The organism is Micromonospora sp. NPDC001898, from assembly GCF_042891255.1.
Lineage (GTDB): Bacteria > Actinomycetota > Actinomycetes > Mycobacteriales > Micromonosporaceae > Micromonospora.
Genome location: NZ_JBIATC010000002.1, coordinates 247,349 through 265,668, shown reverse-complemented (window position 1 = coordinate 265,668; position 18,320 = coordinate 247,349). Strand labels below are relative to the sequence as shown.

General features: G+C 72.5%; 19 protein-coding genes and 1 pseudogene. 12 read left to right on the top strand and 8 right to left on the bottom strand.

The genetic code is table 11. The annotated features are described in order from the left end of the window. Positions 1-87: 87 nt before the first annotated feature. Positions 88-687, bottom strand: a complete 600-nt coding sequence (locus ACFYZF_RS05895; RefSeq protein WP_387016436.1) for a TetR/AcrR family transcriptional regulator — start codon at positions 685-687, stop codon at positions 88-90. Positions 688-806: 119 nt separating this feature from the next. Between ACFYZF_RS05895 and ACFYZF_RS05890 the strand changes: the two genes are divergently transcribed. Beyond that, complete coding sequence (locus tag ACFYZF_RS05890; protein WP_387016434.1) at positions 807-1,934, top strand: FAD-dependent oxidoreductase; 1,128 nt, start codon at positions 807-809, stop codon at positions 1,932-1,934. A gap of 144 nt (positions 1,935-2,078) precedes the next feature. Here ACFYZF_RS05890 and ACFYZF_RS05885 read toward each other — a convergent pair whose 3' ends face one another. The 3 genes from ACFYZF_RS05885 to ACFYZF_RS05875 form a co-directional block, all read right to left on the bottom strand. Next, positions 2,079-2,666, bottom strand: a complete 588-nt coding sequence (locus tag ACFYZF_RS05885) for an AAA family ATPase (RefSeq protein WP_387016433.1) — start codon at positions 2,664-2,666, stop codon at positions 2,079-2,081. A 157-nt stretch (positions 2,667-2,823) separates the two neighbouring features. Beyond that, entirely contained in the window at positions 2,824-3,024 is a 201-nt protein-coding gene (locus tag ACFYZF_RS05880; protein ID WP_387016431.1) for a DUF397 domain-containing protein, read from the bottom strand. After that, positions 3,015-3,812, bottom strand: a complete 798-nt coding sequence (locus tag ACFYZF_RS05875; RefSeq protein ID WP_387016429.1) for a helix-turn-helix transcriptional regulator — start codon at positions 3,810-3,812, stop codon at positions 3,015-3,017. The genes ACFYZF_RS05880 and ACFYZF_RS05875 overlap by 10 nt, the downstream gene beginning before the upstream one ends. Positions 3,813-4,223: 411 nt before the next feature. Here ACFYZF_RS05875 and ACFYZF_RS05870 point away from each other — a divergent pair, with 411 nt between their 5' ends. The 3 genes and pseudogenes from ACFYZF_RS05870 to ACFYZF_RS05860 form a co-directional block, all read left to right on the top strand. Further along, a complete protein-coding gene (locus ACFYZF_RS05870; protein ID WP_387016427.1) occupies positions 4,224-4,481 on the top strand; it encodes a hypothetical protein in 258 nt (85 codons plus the stop codon). Beyond that, positions 4,478-4,750, top strand: coding sequence for a hypothetical protein (locus ACFYZF_RS05865; protein ID WP_387016426.1), 273 nt, complete (start codon positions 4,478-4,480; stop codon positions 4,748-4,750). Before ACFYZF_RS05870 ends, ACFYZF_RS05865 begins: the two co-directional genes overlap by 4 nt. Next, a pseudogene (locus tag ACFYZF_RS05860) lies at positions 4,743-5,018 on the top strand (hypothetical protein); the annotation flags it as partial. The gene ACFYZF_RS05865 and the pseudogene ACFYZF_RS05860, both read left to right, overlap by 8 nt. Here the strand turns inward: ACFYZF_RS05860 and ACFYZF_RS05855 are convergent. Further along, positions 5,018-5,887, bottom strand: a complete 870-nt coding sequence (locus ACFYZF_RS05855; RefSeq protein WP_387016424.1) for a haloalkane dehalogenase — start codon at positions 5,885-5,887, stop codon at positions 5,018-5,020. The pseudogene ACFYZF_RS05860 and the gene ACFYZF_RS05855 sit on opposite strands and share 1 nt — an antisense overlap. Before the next feature lie 92 nt (positions 5,888-5,979). Here ACFYZF_RS05855 and ACFYZF_RS05850 point away from each other — a divergent pair, with 92 nt between their 5' ends. The 6 genes from ACFYZF_RS05850 (at position 5,980) to ACFYZF_RS05825 (ending at position 14,854) form a co-directional block, all read left to right on the top strand. After that, positions 5,980-6,462: a MarR family winged helix-turn-helix transcriptional regulator gene (locus ACFYZF_RS05850; RefSeq protein ID WP_387016422.1), complete on the top strand. Its 483-nt coding sequence runs from the start codon at positions 5,980-5,982 to the stop codon at positions 6,460-6,462. An 86-nt stretch (positions 6,463-6,548) separates the two neighbouring features. Next, positions 6,549-7,913, top strand: coding sequence for a glutamine synthetase family protein (locus ACFYZF_RS05845; protein WP_387016420.1), 1,365 nt, complete (start codon positions 6,549-6,551; stop codon positions 7,911-7,913). A 241-nt stretch (positions 7,914-8,154) separates the two neighbouring features. Continuing rightward, positions 8,155-9,501 (top strand): aldehyde dehydrogenase family protein, encoded by a 1,347-nt coding sequence (locus tag ACFYZF_RS05840; protein ID WP_387017107.1) that lies wholly within the window; start codon positions 8,155-8,157, stop codon positions 9,499-9,501. 4 nt (positions 9,502-9,505) lie between these two features. Beyond that, positions 9,506-10,273, top strand: a complete 768-nt coding sequence (locus ACFYZF_RS05835) for a 3-oxoacyl-ACP reductase (RefSeq protein WP_387016418.1) — start codon at positions 9,506-9,508, stop codon at positions 10,271-10,273. 105 nt (positions 10,274-10,378) lie between these two features. Then, a complete protein-coding gene (locus ACFYZF_RS05830) occupies positions 10,379-10,930 on the top strand; it encodes a pyridoxamine 5'-phosphate oxidase family protein (RefSeq protein ID WP_387016417.1) in 552 nt (183 codons plus the stop codon). Between the two features lie 246 nt (positions 10,931-11,176). Beyond that, positions 11,177-14,854 carry a SpoIIE family protein phosphatase gene (locus tag ACFYZF_RS05825; RefSeq protein ID WP_387016415.1) on the top strand — a complete coding sequence of 1,226 codons (3,678 nt, stop codon included), beginning with the start codon at positions 11,177-11,179 and terminating at the stop codon, positions 14,852-14,854. A gap of 41 nt (positions 14,855-14,895) precedes the next feature. Here the strand turns inward: ACFYZF_RS05825 and ACFYZF_RS05820 are convergent, their stop codons facing one another. Further along, positions 14,896-15,210, bottom strand: coding sequence for an STAS domain-containing protein (locus ACFYZF_RS05820; protein WP_387016414.1), 315 nt, complete (start codon positions 15,208-15,210; stop codon positions 14,896-14,898). A 128-nt stretch (positions 15,211-15,338) separates the two neighbouring features. Between ACFYZF_RS05820 and map the strand changes: the two genes are divergently transcribed. Both map and ACFYZF_RS05810 read left to right on the top strand, forming a co-directional pair. After that, positions 15,339-16,196, top strand: coding sequence for a type I methionyl aminopeptidase (map, locus tag ACFYZF_RS05815; protein ID WP_387016412.1), 858 nt, complete (start codon positions 15,339-15,341; stop codon positions 16,194-16,196). Next, the gene (locus ACFYZF_RS05810) at positions 16,193-16,906 is read left to right on the top strand and encodes a VIT1/CCC1 transporter family protein (protein WP_387016411.1); all 714 of its coding nucleotides are present in this window, start codon (positions 16,193-16,195) and stop codon (positions 16,904-16,906) included. The genes map and ACFYZF_RS05810 overlap by 4 nt, the downstream gene beginning before the upstream one ends. 39 nt (positions 16,907-16,945) lie before the next feature. Here ACFYZF_RS05810 and ACFYZF_RS05805 read toward each other — a convergent pair whose 3' ends face one another. Both ACFYZF_RS05805 and ACFYZF_RS05800 read right to left on the bottom strand, forming a co-directional pair. Then, complete coding sequence (locus ACFYZF_RS05805) at positions 16,946-17,656, bottom strand: nucleotidyltransferase domain-containing protein (RefSeq protein ID WP_387016410.1); 711 nt, start codon at positions 17,654-17,656, stop codon at positions 16,946-16,948. A gap of 75 nt (positions 17,657-17,731) precedes the next feature. Beyond that, positions 17,732-18,229 carry a nitroreductase family deazaflavin-dependent oxidoreductase gene (locus ACFYZF_RS05800; protein WP_387016409.1) on the bottom strand — a complete coding sequence of 166 codons (498 nt, stop codon included), beginning with the start codon at positions 18,227-18,229 and terminating at the stop codon, positions 17,732-17,734. Positions 18,230-18,320: the final 91 nt, after the last annotated feature.

Genomic DNA, 18,320 nt, shown 5'->3' with positions numbered 1-18,320 from the left:
AAGGCATTTTGGGTACGCCTCGCGCGTCCCTGCGGTTGCTTCCGGTCCTGAACCGGCCAACCGCCTACAACCGGGCACGATCCTGGCCTACCCCCCGGTTGTCCGGGGTGATCCGGGTGGTTTCCACCCGTGGGTGAGGATGTCGAAGATTGCCTCGACGGCTGCCTGGCGGTCCCGCCGACTGCGGGTGAGGGCCGGGATCTCGAGTACGAATCGGGCAAGCGCCGCACAGGAGAGGTCGTCGTGTTCCACGCCGAGTTCGTCGGCGATGGCTGTGCTGAGGCTGTCGGTGTGCCGGGTCCACATGCGTTCGGCGTACCCGCGCAGCGCCGGCGTGGAGTCCACCAGGTCAGTGAACTGGGCCCGTTGGGGATGCGTCGAGATCGGAAGCCAGGTGCTCAGGACGTGCTGCCGGAGGGCGTCGAGGATGCTCTGGCCGGCGGCCCGGTCGCGCACCGCTGCGATCAGGTCTGACTCCCGGTCCTGGTCCTGGTCGAACACCAGGGCTTCCTTGCCGGTGAAGTGCTTGAACAGCGTGGTGGTCGACACGTCGGCCGCTTCGGCGATGTCCCGGATGCTCACCTGGTCGTAGCCGCGTTCCAGGAAGAGTTGCAGGGCGGCGTCGGCGATCGCCTGACGGGTGGCCGCCTTCTTGCGTTCACGCCGTCCAGTGGGGCCCTCGGTCATGGCTGAAGCGTACCCGATTGTGGCATCACACAATAAGTTGACTCGTTGCACTTTTTTATCGAGTCTGCTTTTCTGGGTCATGGAGGCGGGGCCGCCCGCCGAAACCGAAGGAGAAGACCATGACGTCACCAGCACCCGCGAACGCCAGGATCAGCATTGTCGGCGCGGGGCCCGGCGGCCTCACCTGCGCGCGCATCCTCCAGCGGCACGGCATCACGGTCACCGTCCACGACCGTGATGCCCACGGCCACTCGCGTAACCAGGGCGGCAGCCTGGATCTGCGCGCCGACGACGGCCAGCTCGCCCTGCGCGAGGCCGGTCTGCTCGACGAGTTCTTCGCGCTGGCCCGTCCCGAAGGTCAGGAGATGCGCGAGCTGGACATCACCGGCGCGATCCGGGCGCACCTGGTTCCGGACGCGGGCGACCTGTTCAAACCCGAGATCGACCGCGGTCAACTGCGTGGCCTGCTGCTCGATTCGCTGGAGCCCGGAACCGTGCGGTGGGGCCGCGCCCTGGAGTCGACCGACGGGCGGCTTCTGCGCTTCGCCGACGGCACGAGGGTCGAAGCGGACCTGGTCATCGGTGCTGATGGCGCGTTCTCCCGGGTCCGCCGGGCAGTCTCGCCGGCCGTACCGCAATACACCGGCGTGAGCTTCCTGGAGGCCTGGTTTGACGATGTGGAGAACCGGCACGCTGACCTCTCCGCGCTGGTCGGTCAGGGCGGCGCTCGCGCGGGCGACGGTGAACGTGGTCTCTTTGCCCAGCGCAACAGCGGCGGCCACATCCGGGTCTACATCATCCAGAGGGTGCCGGCCGACTGGATCGCCACGACCGGCCTGACCATCGAGGACACGGCTGGCATCCGCGCCCACCTGCTCGACCGGTTTGCCGCCTGGTCCCCCCGCATGCGGCAGATGATCAGCGACAACGACGGCCCTTACATCGGCCGGCCGATCCACGCCCTCCCGGTTCCGCATACCTGGGAGCACAACCCGACCGTGACCCTGCTCGGTGACGCCGCCCACCTCATGCCCCCGCTCGGCCTCGGCGTCAACACGGCCATGCTCGACGCCAGCGACCTCGCCGTCGCCCTCGCCAACTCCGCTACCGTCGACGAGGCGGTCCGCGCCTACGAGAACGTCATGCTTCCCCGCTCCGCCGACCTCGCGAAGATGCTTGAGGGTCACGCCGAGGACCTGGTCTCCGACGAGGTGCCCGACTTCAGCGACGACGACGCCCGGCCCTGACCGCCCGGCCGCCGCCCCGACGAGCCGGTGGCGGCGGCGCACTCTGACGGCCACGTGCGGCGAGGAGGGGGAGGGGACGATCGATTCGGGTACGCCTCGCGCGTGTAGACCGGTCGAACATCCCCGGGACGGCCGGTCACACGATCACGGAAGCGCGACCGTGGGGTCACTGCCCAACTGCACGAAGTCAACGATTTCGTCGAGGCCGGGTCGGTAGCCGTCGCTGGTGTCCACCTCAAGCTCGGGTACGTCGAGTCGGACGCGGTCGAAGCTGTCGTGGCCGACCGCGTGCACCTGTTGCTCGCCGAGGGACGCGTCGGCGTGTGCGCGCCGCGTGGGGTTCTCGTTCTGCCGCTGCCGGATGCGGTCCCACGCGATCCCGGCCGCGATCTGGCAATGCACGACCCGGATGTCGGCAAGGCCGGCCAGGGGCCGCAGGTGGGGACGCCAGAGCCGGTCCTGGAAGGCCGCCTCGGCCACCGTCGTGACACCTGACCTCAGGAGCAGTTCCAGCACCTGGAAGAACGTCGGCAGCGTGCGCAGGGCCAACACGTCGCTCGGCGCGGCGATGAAGTCACCAGCCGCGTGGACCATGCCCTCCTTGATCTCGTCCCGGCAGATCGCCGGACAGCCGATCCGCCGGGCGAGTCGATGCGCGAGCGTGGTCTTGCCCGCGCCGGGCGGACCGCTGACCACGACAAGAGTGGGTTTTCTCGGCAACAGGTCGTTCATGGCCGCGCTCGCGGCGGCACGGGGCGTCGTACGCCGGTCACGCTCGACGGTCGATAGCCGTGCACGATCAGATCGCTTCCCGTCGAGTGGCGTGAGGCGGGCGGGTACGAAGAAAGGCCCTCAGCGTCGTGCCGGGGGCCTCTTCGACACTTCCGGGTCAGGCGACGGGGCCGATCTGCTTGGCCAGGTCGACGAACGACTGCCAGGTCCGGGGGTTGAAGTGGAGGGTGCCGCCGTCGCGATCCTTGGTGTCGCGCACCAGCACGACGCCCGGCATGTTGTCGGCCACCTCGACGCAGGACCCGCCGTTGCCGCCGGACCGGGTCGACTTCCGCCACTGTGGGGTCATCACGTCCATGACTTCGCCACTTCCTTGATCAGCTCGATGGACTGCCGGCGGGGGAGCGCCTCGTTCCGCACGATCTCCCACGTCTTCGCCAGCCTAGCAACATCGGCGGGCGCATCGACGATCTGCGCGTTGAGCTGGTTGTCGGCGTGGGCCACCCGTGTGCCGTCGGGCAGCTCGGCGATGATGAACTGACCGGCCAGCCCCAGGTACATCCCGGCGTCCACCGGCACGACATGCACCTGAATGTGTTCCCGCAGCGCCTGCCCGGCCAGGTGGTCGAGCTGTTCCGCCATGAGCCCCGGCTGATCGAGGACCGGCCGGCGCAGCACGCTCTCGTCCACGACGGCGATGAGCTGCGGCGGGCGGTCGCGCTCCAGGACCTCCTGCCGCGCCAACCTGGACGCGACGATCCGCTCGACCTCGTCGGCGGTGAACCGGCCGCCGGCCAGCGTCGCCCGCGCGTACCGCTCCGTCTGGAGCAGGCCGGGAAGGTAGGACAACTCGAACCACCGCAGCGTGGTCGCCTCGCGCTCGAACTCGATCCACTCGCGCAGCCAGACCGGCTCGGCGTCAAGCTTGGCCAGCTCGCGGAGCATCCGACCGAACCGGTCACCGAGGTTGTACTGGTCGTCGATCGTCTTCATGTACTCCTTGGTCGGCGGGCGACCGCCCGTCTCGACCGAGCTGACATGGGAGCCGGAGTAGCCGATGGCCCGGCCGAACTCCTCCTGGCTGGTTCCGAGCGACGCGCGGAACAGCCGTAGCTCTCCGAGCACATAGTTTGTGGCCGTACCCATCGATCCCCCAATTTTTGCTCAGCCTCGTCGGGTGTGTCTCGCCTGGTCGCTCGACCAGTCCTCTGACCTGCGCGGACCGGGCGAGCGCGTATCGACGGTAACGGTGTCCTCACCAGACTGTCACTACGCGGACCCGCTTTTGGCCCTACGGCGGGGGCGGGTTCTGCGCCGGGGGGTCGCCCGGTCCTTCCACGAGCTGGCGACCCCCCACCTGTGCCGTGAGGAGGGGGAGAGAATGAGCGGACACCACGGAGGTTGGCGACAGTCCCGCCGACCGAAGCCGGAACCGAAGCCGAAGCCGGACACGAAGCCGAAGCCGGCGCAGCCATCCGAGCCCGCCCCGTACATCCCCGGCCCCATCGGGCCGTTGGTGCCGCCCCCGATCTTTCCGAGGATCGGCGGGGGTCGGCAGTGAACCCGCTTGTTGTCACGGGCGACGTGCTGACCCTTCAGCCGTGCGACTACTGCATCGGGCAGACGGTGCTGTGGCTGAGGGTCACGTACGTCCCCCGGTACGCGAACTTCCTGGCGTCCCGGTGGGTGCGGCTGGAAGGACTGGAACTGCGCCCCGACGGCACGCCGTGGCGGGAGCGCGTCGTCATGGTCCGGGTGCAGGCGATCATCGACGACCCGCCGGCCCGGCTGGAGCCAGGGGTGCGGGAGCGGTGACCGGCAGCCATCCACCCGCGTACGCCGGTGGCCCGTGCCACGAGTGCGGCGAGCCGTGGCCGTGCGTGTCGCGCCGGGCGGAGCTGCTGCGGGAGTTCGCCGGCTGTCCGGGTGAGGCGGTCGCGTACCTGTGCGACTGGCTCCGGGCGGGCGTCGCCGAGCGCGAGCTGCGCGGCCTGCCCCCGGACCCGGGGATGGCATCCCGGCACCTGAGCTGGACCGTCCTGCTCCGTCAGCTACCGGGTGGCCGGGCGGCGGCCGATGGGTAGCGGCGAGTCCCCAGCCCTGCGCGCGGGAGACCTGTTGCACGTCACGCGCGCCGCCAGCGTCCAGTTCGTCCAGCCGATCATGTTCCGGGTGATCCGGGTCCACGACTGGCCCACGTACGACGGGTGGGTGTGGCTCGACGGCTACCAGGTGAACGCGGCGGGGGACGCGGTCGCCCAGCGGTCGATCTTCGTCATGCTGGCGGGGCTGCGGCGGCTGAGCCCGCCCGCCGGGCGGCGGCCGGTCGTCCGGCAGCCGGCGGGACGTGGTCAGCGGGCCAGGCCGCCCCCCAGGGCGTGCCGTCGTGCCCATCGGGCGATCGCCGAGGCGATGGCGTCGGGCCGGTCCTCGGGCGCGTGGTGGCCGGCCGGGCCGCAGTGCTCCGTCTCCAGGGCCGCCAGGTGCGCCGCGCACCAGTCGGCCTGCTCGGGGCCGATGAGCAGGGTGGGCGAGGAGTCGAAGGTGAGCAGCAGCTTCGGCACGTCGCTCGTGGCCAGCCAGTTCCCGTACCCGGCCACCCGCTCGGCGACGTCGGCCGGCTCGCCGTCGAGCGGCAGCGAGCGGGCCCACTCCAGCAACGGGCGGCGGCTCTCCCGGGTCGGGTACGGCGCACGGTAGGCGTCCCTGTCCGCCTCGGCCAGCGGGTGCAGCACGCCGCCGGTGTAGGCCGAGTCCAGGAAGAAGTCGCTGTCGAGCACCAGGGCCTCGCCCTGCGGCCCCCGCATGGCCTCGGCGCGTGCCCGGGGCCCCTCGCTCAGCTCGGCCCAGGACATCGGCCGCACGATCGTCTCCAGGAAGGCCACGCCGCGCACCCGGTCGGGGTGCCGGGCCGCCCGGTCGAAGGCGAGCGCGCCGCCCCAGTCGTGGCCGACGAGCACCACCTCGTCCAGGCCCAGCCGGTCGAACCAGGCGTCGAGGTAGCGGGCGTGGTCGGCGAAGCGGTACGGCAGGTCGGGCTTGCCGGAGCGGCCCATCCCGATCAGGTCGGGGGCGAGGAGCCGGGCGGGCAGGTCGAGCGCGGGCAGCACGTTGCGCCACAGCCGGGACGAGCCGGGGTTGCCGTGCAGGAACACGAAGGCCGGGCCGCTGCCGGCCTCCTCGTGGTACATCGTCGAGTCCAGGACGGTCGTCACCGGCATGGCGGGGCCCTCACAATCGTTTGTCTCACTAACGGTTCTGCCCACCGAAGCTAATTCGTTAGTCCGACTAACGCAATGGGTATGCTCGTGGCATGAGCGACAGCGGGTCCGATCCGACGCGTGCCGCCGACCGGCGGGCCGCCCCCGCGCGGCTACGCAACCTGCCGACGCGGCTGCTGTCCCTGGCGGCGATCCACTCCGATCGTCGGGTGAACGAGGAACTGGCCCGCGTGGACGCCCGCAAGTGGCACTATGCGGTGCTCGCCGCCCTGGACGAGGCCGGCCCCGCGAGCCAGTCGGAGCTGAGCAGTCGCACCGGCATCTACCGCAGCGACCTGGTCGCGGTGCTCAACGAGCTGGCCGACCGGGGACTGGTGGAACGCGCGCCCGATCCCGCCGACCGCCGCCGCAACGTCGTCGCCCTCACCGGGCCGGGCCGCCGTCAGCTCCGCAAGCTGGACGGGTTGCTCGCCGAGGTGGAGGACGAGGTGCTCGCGCCCCTGACCCGGCCGGAACGCGAGCAACTCACCCGGTTGCTCGACGCCCTGGTGTACGGCCGAAGCCGCAACGGGTGAACAGCCGCGGTGTTTGCCGGCGCGTCGCGGCGGGGCATTGACGGTGATCCGGTCAGGCAGTAGACCTTGGTGATGGAGGCCCGCGCATGAGCAGAGCTCCCCTGTCCCTCGAAGAGTTACGGGCCGCCGTCGCCGCCGGCAAGCTCGACACGGTGGTGCTGGCGCTGGTCGACATGCAGGGCCGGTTGCAGGGCAAGCGGTTCCACGCGCCGTTCTTCCTCGACCAGGTGGTCGAGAACGGCAGCGAGGGCTGCGACTACCTGCTCGCCGTGGACGTCGACATGAACACCGTCGACGGGTACGCGATGTCGAGCTGGGAGCGCGGTTACGGCGACCTCGCCATGGTGCCCGACATGGACACGCTGCGCCGGGTGCCATGGCAACCGGGCACGGCGATGCTGCTGGCCGACCTGGCGTGGCCGGACGGGTCCGGGCCGGTGGTCGCCTCGCCCCGGCAGATCCTGCGCCGCCAGCTCGACCGGCTCGCCGCGCACGGGCTGACCGCGTACGCCGGCACCGAGCTGGAGTTCGTCCTCTACCGCGAGTCGTACGAGGACGCCTGGCGGCGCGGTTACCGCGAGCTGACCCCGGCGAACCAGTACAACGTGGATTATTCGCTGCTCGGCACCGCCCGGGTCGAGCCGCTGCTGCGCCGTATCCGCACCGAGATGGCCGGCGCGGGCCTGACCCCGGAGAGCGCCAAGGGCGAGTGCAACCTCGGCCAGCACGAGATCGCCTTCCGCTACGACGAGGCGGTGGCCTGCGCCGACCATCACGTGATCTACAAGAACGGGGCGAAGGAGATCGCCGCCCAGGAGGGCATGTCGATCACCTTCATGGCGAAGCCGAACGCCCGGGAGGGCAACTCCTGCCACATCCACTTCTCCCTGCGCGACGCCGACGGCCGCTCCGCGATGCTCGGCGAGGGCCCGGCGCACCTCAGCGTCACCGGGCAGCGGGTGCTGGCCGGGCTGCTGGACACCATGCGCGAGTTCAGCCTGCTGTTCGCCCCGAACATCAACTCGTACAAGCGGTACCAGCCCGGCTCGTTCGCCCCGACCGCGCTGCGCTGGGGCACCGACAACCGCACCTGCGCGCTGCGGCTGGTCGGCCACGGCGAGGGGATGCGGGTGGAGAACCGGGTGCCCGGGGCGGACGTCAACCCGTACCTGGCGATCGCCGCGCTGGTGGCCGGCGCGGTGCACGGCATCGAACGCGAGCTGGAGTTGGGCGCGGAGTGCACCGGCAACGCGTACGACGACCCGGCCGCCGAGCGGGTTCCGGCCACCCTGCGCGACGCCCTGTCCCTGTGGGAGTCCTCCACGATCGCGAGAGCCGTCTTCGGCGACGAGGTCCACGCCCACTACGCCAACCAGGCACGCGTGGAGCTGAAAGCCTTCGACGCCGCAGTCACGGACTGGGAACTGACCCGTGGCTTCGAACGCCTCTGACCCCCGCGCCCCCACCCCCGCCTCCGCCCCCGCCCCCCGTCCCCCGTCCCCTCCGCGATCTTGCACTTTGGGCCCTTGATGTGGGCCTTATATGGCATTCGTCGGGGCCGAAAGTCCATGATCGCCGGGCGGAGGGCGGAGGGCGGAGGGCGCGGGGGAGCGGGGGCGGAGGCGGGGTGGCGCAGGGAGTTGAGTGGGAGTGGGAAGGAACGGGAGAGGAAGGGTGGGTGGCGTGACGCAGGTGGTTAATCCCGCTAGTGGGGTGGTCGTGGGGGAGGTGGCGGCCACCTCACTCGTAGCGGTCGACGCGGCCGTCGGGCGGGCGCAGCGGGCCTTCGAGGTGTGGCGGAGGGTGGGGCCGGGGGATCGGGCGCGGGTGTTGCGTCGGTTCGCCGGCCTCGTGGACGCGCACCTGGAGGAGTTGGCCTCGCTGGAGGTGCGCAACTCCGGGCACACCATCGGCAACGCGCGGTGGGAGGCGGGCAACGTCCGGGACGTGCTCGACTACTACGCGGGCGCGCCCGAGCGGCTGACCGGACGGCAGATCCCCGTGCCGGGCGGGTTGGACGTCACCTTCCACGAGCCGCTGGGCGTGGTCGGGGTGATCGTGCCGTGGAACTTCCCGATGCCGATCGCCGCGTGGGGCTTCGCTCCGGCGCTCGCCGCCGGCAACACGGTGCTGCTCAAGCCGGCCGAGCTGACCCCGCTGACCGCGCTGCGCCTGGCCGAGCTGGGCCGCGAGGCCGGGCTGCCCGAAGACGTGTTCACCGTGCTGCCCGGCGAAGGGCCGGTGGTGGGGGAGCGGTTCGTCACCCACCCGGCCGTACGCAAGGTGTGCTTCACCGGCTCCACCGAGGTCGGCACCCGGATCATGGCCGGCTGCGCCGCCCAGGTGAAACGGGTGACCCTGGAGCTGGGCGGCAAGAGCGCGAACGTGGTCTTCGCCGACGCCGACCTGGAAAAGGCTGCGGCCACCGCGCCGTACGCCGTCTTCGACAACGCCGGCCAGGACTGCTGCGCCCGGTCCCGGATCCTGGTCCAGCGCCCGGTGTACGACCGGTTCCTGGAGCTGCTGGAGCCGGCGGTCAAGAGCTTCCGGGTGGAGGACCCGGCGCTGGACACCGCCGAGATGGGCCCGCTGATCTCCGCCGCCCAGCGCGACCGGGTCGCCGGGTACGTCGACGGGGCGAAGGTCGCCTTCACCGGCTCCTGCCCGGAGGGCCCCGGCTTCTGGTACGCCCCGACGGTGCTGCTCGCCGACTCGCCGGCCGACCGGCACTGGCGGGAGGAGGTCTTCGGCCCGGTGGTGTCGGTGCTCCCGTTCGACGACGAGGCGGACGCGGTGCGGCTGGCCAACGACACGGAGTACGGCCTGTCCGGCTCGGTCTGGACCCGGGACGTGGGCCGGGCGATCCGGGTGGCCCGGGCGGTGGAGGCGGGCAACCTGAGCGTCAACTCGCACTCCTCGGTGCGGTACTGGACCCCGTTCGGTGGGATGAAGCGTTCCGGGCTCGGCCGCGAGCTGGGCCCGGACGCGCTGCACGCCTTCACCGACGTCAAGAACGTCTTCATCGCCACGGAGGAGTGACAAGGTGCAGGGTCGGTTGGAGGGGCGCGTCGCGGTGGTCACCGGGGCGGGCAGCGGGATCGGGTTGGCCACCGTGCGGCGGTTCGCCGCCGAGGGGGCGCGGGTGGTCTGCGTCGACATCGACGCGGCGGCGGGCGGGAAGGCCGCCGAGGAGGTCGGCGGGGAGTTCGTCGCCTGCGACGTGGCCGACGAGGCGGCGGTGCGGGAGCTGTTCGACGGGGTGGTCGACCGGCACGGCCGGGTGGACGTGGCGTTCAACAACGCCGGCATCTCCCCGCCCGAGGACGACTCGATCCTGGAGACCGGCCTGGACGCCTGGGAGCGGGTGCTGCGGGTCAACACGACCAGCGTCTACCTGTGCTGCAAGCACGTCATCCCGCACATGCGCCGGCAGGGCAAGGGGTCGATCATCAACACGGCGTCGTTCGTGGCGCTGATGGGGGCGGCCACCTCGCAGATCGCGTACACGGCGAGCAAGGGCGGGGTGCTGGCGATGACCCGGGAGCTGGGCGTGCAGTTCGCCCGGGAGGGCATCCGGGTCAACGCGCTGTGCCCCGGCCCGGTGGCCACCCCGCTGCTGTTGGAGCTGTTCGCCGCCGACCCGGAGCGGGCCGCCCGCCGGCTGGTGCACGTGCCGATGGGGCGGTTCGGCCAGCCGGAGGAGATCGCCGCCGCGGTGGCCTTCCTGGCCAGCGACGACTCGTCGTTCATGACCGCCGCGCAGTTCGTCGTCGACGGCGGGATCACCGGCGCGTACGTCACCCCGCTGTGACCGGCCGCTGACCGGCGTCGGTGACCGCCCTGGTCCGGGCCGCCGCGCGTTCCGACTGACGGGAGGGCCATCCCACTTTTCGGTAGGTGGTGCGAGGATGGCGGCATGGGGAAGGTCTATCCGGCCATCGACGGGCGGCTGCGCGACTTCATCGAGCAGCAGTCCGTCTTCTTCGTGGCCACCGCGCCCTCCGGCGCCGACGGGCACGTCAACCTCTCGCCGAAGGGGATGCGCGGCACCTTCGTCATCCTCGGCCCGCACCGGGTGGCCTGGCTCGACTTCCACGGCAGCGGCGCGGAGACCATCGCCCACCTGCGGCAGAACGGCCGGATCACGCTGATGTTCTGCGCTTTCGCCGGCCCGCCGAACATCGTCCGGCTGCACGGGCGGGGCACAGCGGTGACGGTGGAGGACGCCGGCTTCGCCGATCGGCTCGGCGACTTCCCCGACCCGCCGGACCTGCACTCCGCCCGCGCGGTGATCACCGTCGACGTCGACCGGGTCAGCGACTCCTGCGGGTACGCGGTGCCCCTCATGGACTACCAGGGCGACCGGGATCTATTAGTTAGGTCACACTCTCGGCGCACCACCGATGACCTGGTCACCTATCGGGCCACGAAGAACGCCGCGAGCATCGACGGCCTCCCGGTCTTCTGACGCCGGCCGGCTGACGCCGGCCGTACCCCCTGTCCCGCCGGCCGGCGGTGGCTGCCCTCCGCACCGACCTCCGCCGGCAGCCGGCGGTGATGTGTGGTGAGACCCGGGTTACCAGCGTCGCGCCGGGCGGATGCGTTACGTTGCTGGTCCGTCTGGGTAGAAGGCGGGCACGGCGGCGATCATGTGGTCGGCAGGGGACGACGACCGTGCGGTCGTCGGGGGGAAACAGCCGGTGCGGGAGGGTGTATGAGCTCGTCCCAGGGGGGCGCGGACGGGCTACGCCCGTCCGCCGGGAACGTCGATGAGACGATCCCGGCGCTGCTCACGGCCGCGTTCGCCAGCGGCGGCGAGATGGGCGAGCGGCTGGGCGGGTTCGACTGGGCGACCAGTCCGCTCGGCTTCCCGGCCGGCTGGCCGGCGGCGCTGTGCCACGCGGTCGCCACGATGCTCTCCTCCCGGGCGCAGATCGCGATGTTCTGGGGGCCGGAGCACCGCACCTTCTACAACGACGCCTACCTGCCGACCATCGGCGGCAAGCACCCGCACGTGATCGGCCAGCCCGCCCGGGAGCACTGGGTGGAGACCTGGGACGTGCTCGGGCCGCTGCTCGCCTCGGTCCGGGAGACCGGTGAGCCCTACCGGGGCGAAGACCACCCCTTCGTGCTCGACCGGCACGGGTTCCTGGAGGACGTCTACTTCGACGTCTCCTACGACCCGATCCGGGACGCGGACGGCGGCATCAGCGGGATCTTCTGCATCGTGAGCGAAACCACCGGCCGGGTGCTCGGCGAGCGCCGGCTGCGGGCCCTGGCCGAGCTGGGTGCCGGCCTGGCCGAGGCGGAGCAGTCCGGCGAGCTGGCGACGGCCGCCGCCCGGGTGCTGGACCGGTACCGGGCCGACGTCCCGTTCGGCCTGGTCTACCTGCGTGACGACGCCGGCCGGCTCACCCTCGCCGGGCGCAGCGGCTCCTCGGCGGTCGCCGCGCCGCCGCTGGGCGGGACCGCCACGACCGTGCTGAGCCGGGTCGCCGACGGCGGGGCCGCCGCCACGGTCGACGTCGCCGACCTGCTCGCGGAGGTGCCCGACGGGGTCGCCGGCCAGGCGCTGGTGCTGCCGCTCACCGCCACCAACGAGCCCGCAGGGGCCTTGGTGGTGGGGGTGTCCGCCCGGCTGCCGTTCACCGACGAGTACCGCACGTTCTTCGACCTGATCGCCGCCCAGCTCTCCCGCACGGTGGGCCGGCAGCGGGCGTACGAGCAGGAACAGGCCCGGGCCGCCGAGCTGGCCGCGCTGGACCGGGCAAAGACCAGCTTCTTCGCCAACATCAGCCACGAGTTCCGCACCCCGCTGACCCTGGTGCTGGGGCCCCTGGAGGACCTGCTCGCCGACCCGGCGCTGCCCTACACCGACCAGCTCACCATGATGCACCGCAACGCGCTGCGCCTGCTCAAGCTGGTCAACACGGTGCTGGACTTCTCCCGGCTGGAGTCCGGCCGGCTGGCCGCCCACTACGAGCCCACCGACCTGGCCGACTACACCTCCCGGCTGGCCAGCACCTTCCGTTCGGCCGCCGAACGCGTCAGCCTGCGCCTGACGGTCGACTGCCCGCCGCTGCCCGGGCCGGTCTTCGTCGACCGGGACATGTGGGAGAAGATCGTCCTCAACCTGGTCGCCAACGCGGTGAAGTTCACCTTCCACGGTGAGATCCGGGTCCGGATCCGGGCGGTCGACGGCGCGGCCCGGCTGGAGGTCACCGACACCGGCGTCGGGATTCCCCCCGAGGAGCTGTCGCGTGTCTTCGAGCGGTTCCACCGGGTTCCCGGCGTCCGCTCCCGCACCCACGAGGGCACCGGGATCGGGCTCGCGCTGGTTCGCGAGCTGGTGGAGATGCACGGCGGGCGGGTCGAGGCACACAGCCGGGTCGGTGCGGGCAGCACCTTCACCGTGACCCTCCCGTTCGGCTCCGCCCACCTGCCCGCCGACCGGGTCCAGACCGACGTCCCGGCGGCCTCCTCCGTCCCCGCCGAGCTGGCACAGGCCCGGCTCTTCGCCGCCGAGAACGCACTGTGGGCCGATGCGGCCCCGGTCACCTCGTCGGCCGCGCCCGCCGGCCGGCCGCCGGCCGGCCGCATCCTGTTCGCCGACGACAACGCCGACCTGCGTGAGCACGTCGCCCGGCTGCTCTCCCCGTCCTGGGAGGTGGTGGCCGTGCCGGACGGCGTCGAGGCGCTGCGCCAGGCCGTGCAGACCCCCTTCGACCTGGTGTTGACCGATGTGATGATGCCCCGGCTGGACGGGTTCGGCCTGGTCACCGCGCTGCGCGCGGAACCGCGTACCCGGCATGTGCCGATCGTGTTGCTCTCCGCCCGGGCCGGCTCGGCCGAGGCGGTCGCCGGCCTGTCGGTCGGCGCGGACGACTACCTGACCAAGCCGTTCTCCAGCGAGGAGCTGATTGCCCGGGTCCGGGCGAACGTCGAGCTGGGACAGCTACGCGGGCAGGTCATCCGGCGACTGCGCGCGCTGGCCGACGCCGCCGTCGCGGTGAACACCGCCCGGACCACCGCCGAGGTGCTCCAGGTGGCCGCCCGGCACGCGCTCGGCCTCGCCGAGGCCGCCCGGGTGGTGGTCACCGCGACCGGGGCCCGCTCCGAGGCCGACGGCGGCGGCACGGCCGCCGCCGAACCGTCCATCGTGCTGCCGCTGACCGGCACCGCCGGGGAGCAGCTCGGCGAGCTGCGGGTCTGGGGGCGCGGGGAGGACACCACCGACACCGCCCAGGCCGCGTTGACCCAGCTCGCCCGGCTGATCGGCGTACGGCTGGAGAACGCCCAGCTCTACGAGGCCGAGCACCGCATCGCCACCACCCTCCAGCACAGCCTGCTGCCCCGCACCCTGCCCCGGCTGCCCGGCGCGGTGCTGGCCAGCCGCTACCTGCCCGGCAGCGCCGACGTCGAGGTCGGTGGCGACTGGTACGACGTCGTCGAGCTCGACGACGACGAACTCGTCCTGGTCATCGGCGACGTGGTCGGCAAGGGCGTCCGGGCCGCCGCCGCGATGGGCCAGCTCCGCAACGCGCTGCGGGCGTACGTCCTGGAGGGCTACGACCCGGGCAAGTCGCTGACCCGGCTCAACCGGCTGGTCGGCTCGACCGAGCAGTCCTCCTTCGCGACGGTGGTCTGTCTCCAGTTCTCCCCCCGCACCGGGCGGCTGCGCTACGCCAGCGCCGGGCATCCGTCCCCCCTGCTGATCCAGGGCGACGACGTGGGATTCCTGCACGACCGCGCGCTCGGGCCACCGGTCGGCGCCATTCCCGCCGCGTCGTACCGGACGGTGGAGGACGAGTTGCCCCCCGGAGCCCGGCTGCTGCTCTACACCGACGGCCTGATCGAGGACCGTCAGCTCGGCATCGACGCCGCCCTCGGGCAGTTGCGCGACGACGCCACCCGGCCCGTCGGGCACGTCGCCGACCTGGTCGACGCGGTCATCGAGCGGGTGGCCTCCCAGCCGCGCCGCGACGACGTCGCGGTCCTCGCGCTGGAGGTGACCGAGCCGAACCGGTTCGCGCTGCGGCTGCCGGCAGACCCGGCCCGACTCAGCGTGCTGCGTCGTCGGCTGGAGGACTTCCTCGTCGCCCACCGGGTCGATGAGATCGACCTGTTCGACCTGACAGTGGCGGTCTCGGAGGCCGCCGCCAACGCCATCGAGCACCCGGTCGAGCCGGCCGAGCCGACCATCGGCGTGGAGGTGACGATCGCCGATCGCACCGTGGTGGCCACCATCCTGGACAGCGGCCAGTGGCGGGAGTCGACCGGCGCGGGCTTCCGTGGCCGAGGGCTGGAGCTGATCAAGGCGCTGGGCGACCTGACGGTGCGCCGGACGCCCGAGGGGACCGAGGTGACGCTGCGTCGGCGGCTCAAGACCTGATCGCGCCGGCCCGTCGGGCGGGGCGGGGCGGGGCGGGGGGCTCAGGCCGGCGCGACCCAGGCCTGGTCGGCCAGGCCGGAGATCTCCAGCACCCGCCGGACCTGACGGGACGGCAGCACGGTCAGCGCGTCCGGGTACCGCTGGGAGAGCTGGACCGTGGCGTAGATCGCGGCGGAGTCGAAGAAGGTGACCGCCCGCAGGTCGAGGGTGAGCCGCCCGGCCGGCTCGCGCAGGACGGTCTGGAGCATCGTGTCGGCCGTGGCCATGTCCACCTCGCCGGAGACCACCACGCGGACGTGGTCGCCGTCGGTCTCCACCCGGGCGGCGAAGACGGGCGCCGCTCCCCCTTGATCCACGCAGAATACGATGGCACAGCGGAGATTGCCCGGCAACAACCACCCGGTCGGCGCCGTGGTGGAGGTCACCACCGCCGCCGGGCACCGCGCCGACGGGCCGCGAGTCGGGCCGGCGATAGGCTTGCGCCATGACCGTCCGTGCGCCGCTGACCCCCGGCACTCTCTCCCCGATGCGACCGGTGCCGGGTCACATCGTCCGACCGGAGTACGTGGGCAAGAAGCGCCCCCAGGAGTGGCGCGGCTCGCACGTGCAGACCCCGGAGACCATCGAGAAGATGCGGGTCGCCGGCCGGCTCGCCGCCCAGGCCACCCAACTCGCCGGGGAACACTGCAAGCCCGGCGTCACCACCGACGAGATCGACCGGGTGGTGCACGACTTCCTCTGCGACCACGGGGCCTACCCGTCGACGCTCGGCTACAAGGGCTTCCCGAAGTCCTGCTGCACCAGCCTGAACGAGGTGATCTGCCACGGCATCCCGGACTCGACGGTCCTGGCCGACGGCGACATCATCAACGTCGACGTCACGGCGTACCTCGACGGGGTGCACGGCGACACCGACGCGACCTTCTGCGTGGGGGAGGTCAGCGAGGAGGCCCGGCTGCTGGTCGAGCGGACCCACCAGGCGATGATGCGGGGGATCAAGGCGGTCGTCCCGGGCCGGCAGATCAACGTGATCGGCCGGGTCATCGAGTCGTACGCCAAGCGGTTCGGCTACGGCGTGGTCCGCGACTTCACCGGCCACGGCATCGGCGAGTCCTTCCACAGCGGTCTCTACGTGCCGCACTACGACAGCCCCCGCCCCACGGACGTGATGGAGCCGGGGATGACGTTCACCATCGAGCCGATGATCACCCTCGGCACCTACCAGTACGACATGTGGGACGACGGCTGGACGGTGGTCACCAAGGACCGCAGGTGGACGGCCCAGTTCGAGCACACCATCCTCGTGACGGAGGACGGTCACGAGATCCTGACCCTGCCGTGACCGATACACCCGCGGCGCTGCGCGAGGCGCACCATGCGGACGTGTCCGGCGGCTGGCTGCGGCCGGCCGTCTTCGGCGCGATGGACGGCCTGGTCACCAACATCGCCCTGATCGCGGGCGTCGGCGGCGGCGGGGTGTCGCCGAGCAGCATCGTGCTCACCGGCGCGGCCGGCCTGGTCGCCGGGGCCATCTCGATGGGCCTCGGCGAGTACACCAGCGTCCGGTCGGCCAACGAGCAGGTGGCGGCCGAGGTGGCCAAGGAACGCCGGGAGCTGGAACGGCACCCGGAGGCGGAGGCCCGCGAGCTGGCCGACGCGTGGGTGGCCCGGGGCCTGTCCCGCGACCTGGCCACCCAGGTCGCCGAGGCGGTGCGGCGCAACCCGGAGGAGGCGCTGCGGGTGCACGTCCGGGAGGAGTTGGGCGTCGACCCGGACGAACAGCCGAGCCCGTGGACGGCGGCGATCTCGTCGTTCCTGTTCTTCTCGGTCGGGGCGCTGGTTCCGCTGCTGACGTACCTGTTCGGCGCGACCAGCCTGTGGCTGGCGCTGGCCGTCGGCGGGGTCGGGCTGTTCGTGGCCGGGGCGGTCGTGGCCCGGTTCACCAAGCGCCCCTGGTGGTCCAGCGGCCTGCGGCAACTCCTGCTCGGCGCGGCGGCGGCCGGCGCGACGTACCTGATCGGCACCCTGATCGGCGTCCAGGGCGGCCTGTAGGCCGCCCCCCACCCGCGCGGGCGGGGGTGAGGGCGCGGGTCAGCGGGCGAACAGGTCGTCGATGGTGCCGTCGACGGGCCGGCCCCGGGCGGTCAGCTCCTCGGCCTGCCGGGCCAGCACCGCGCCGACCTCGGTCATGTCCGCCCCGGCCAGGCCGGTACGCCGGACCGCGTCCCCCGGGTCGCGGAAGTAGGTGCGGCTGAGCAGCCCGTTCACGGTGGCCGCAGCCAGCCGGGCCTCGCCGAGCATCAGCAGCGCCTGGTCCGTCTCGTACCGCCCGGCCAGCCGGGCGGCCCGGGAGTGCGCGGCGCAGCCCCGGTACCACGCCTGCCGGGCGGGATCGGTGAACTCCGCCGGCCGGGCCCGGGCCAGCCGGGCCAGGTGCTCGTCGCGCAGTCCCGGCAGCCAGCCGGTCGGGTCGTGCACCGGCCGGGTGGTGACGTACCGGTCCGCGGTGAGCGGCCACAGCGCGGTGATCGCCCGAGCCCGGCGGAGGTGCTCGTCGGCGGCGGCGACGCTCAGGTCGACCAGGACGCCGTCCACCCGGCGGGTCGCCGGGGCCGGGCCCACGTCGGCCCGGTACGTGGCGATCAGCAGCCCGACCTCGCCGTCCCCGCCGCCGTCGTCGTCACCGTGGGCCAGCGGGCCGTGCACCGCGACCGCGAGGACGTCGGCCGGGAAGCGCCGCCTCGCCGCGTCCGCGACCCGCTCCGCCACCGACCACCGGGGATCGTCCTGGTACGGGTCCACGAATCACCTCTGCCTCGCCGACTGCCCGCCGGACCGGCCGCCGGGAGAGCCGCCGGGACACCGGCTCCACCCTAGTCACCGGTCGCCGACGCCGCCCGGACCGCCGCGCCCGGCCGGCACCAGCCGGAAGATGCGGATCTCCCGCCCGCCGGCCCGCTCGACGTACGTCCGGTACGCCGGCCACTCGGTGACCAGCAGTGTCCAGAGCCGGTCGCGTTCCGCGCCGGTGGCCGCCTCGGCCCGGACCGCCATCCGCCGGCCCTTGACGTCCACCTCCGCCTCGGGGTGCGTGAGCAGGTTCATCGCCCAGCCGGGCTGGTGCTGCTGCCCCCAGTTGGAGCCGATCACCACGTAGGCGTCGCCGTCCGGGACGTACAGCAGGGGGTTGCTGCGCGGCAGGCCGGAGCGGCGGCCGGTGGTGGTGATGACGAGTGAGGGGATCAGGCCGAGCGCGACCATCCGGCCCCGGGTGAGCCGGCCGACCACCCGGTCGGCGGGGACGAGCAGCCGGGCCGCCGCGCCGAACCAGCGGTGGTGGCCGAAGCGACGGGTGAGGGTTCCGAGAGCGGACACGCGACCAGTCTGCCGCCCCCGGTCCGGGGGCGGCACCCCCCGAGGCCCGAGGTGGGCGCGGGGAACATCCCGGCCGTCAGTCCGAACGCCG

What these genes read in the sequence shown, in the direction of transcription:
- ACFYZF_RS05895 (WP_387016436.1), bottom strand. Translation starts at nt 687, where the DNA reads ATGACCGAGGGCCCCACTGGACGGCGTGAACGCAAGAAGGCGGCCACC.
- ACFYZF_RS05890 (WP_387016434.1), top strand. Translation starts at nt 807, where the DNA reads ATGACGTCACCAGCACCCGCGAACGCCAGGATCAGCATTGTCGGCGCG.
- ACFYZF_RS05885 (WP_387016433.1), bottom strand. Translation starts at nt 2,666, where the DNA reads ATGAACGACCTGTTGCCGAGAAAACCCACTCTTGTCGTGGTCAGCGGT.
- ACFYZF_RS05880 (WP_387016431.1), bottom strand. Translation starts at nt 3,024, where the DNA reads ATGGACGTGATGACCCCACAGTGGCGGAAGTCGACCCGGTCCGGCGGC.
- ACFYZF_RS05875 (WP_387016429.1), bottom strand. Translation starts at nt 3,812, where the DNA reads ATGGGTACGGCCACAAACTATGTGCTCGGAGAGCTACGGCTGTTCCGC.
- ACFYZF_RS05855 (WP_387016424.1), bottom strand. Translation starts at nt 5,887, where the DNA reads ATGCCGGTGACGACCGTCCTGGACTCGACGATGTACCACGAGGAGGCC.
- ACFYZF_RS05850 (WP_387016422.1), top strand. Translation starts at nt 5,980, where the DNA reads ATGAGCGACAGCGGGTCCGATCCGACGCGTGCCGCCGACCGGCGGGCC.
- ACFYZF_RS05845 (WP_387016420.1), top strand. Translation starts at nt 6,549, where the DNA reads ATGAGCAGAGCTCCCCTGTCCCTCGAAGAGTTACGGGCCGCCGTCGCC.
- ACFYZF_RS05830 (WP_387016417.1), top strand. Translation starts at nt 10,379, where the DNA reads ATGGGGAAGGTCTATCCGGCCATCGACGGGCGGCTGCGCGACTTCATC.
- ACFYZF_RS05825 (WP_387016415.1), top strand. Translation starts at nt 11,177, where the DNA reads ATGAGCTCGTCCCAGGGGGGCGCGGACGGGCTACGCCCGTCCGCCGGG.
- map (WP_387016412.1), top strand. Translation starts at nt 15,339, where the DNA reads ATGACCGTCCGTGCGCCGCTGACCCCCGGCACTCTCTCCCCGATGCGA.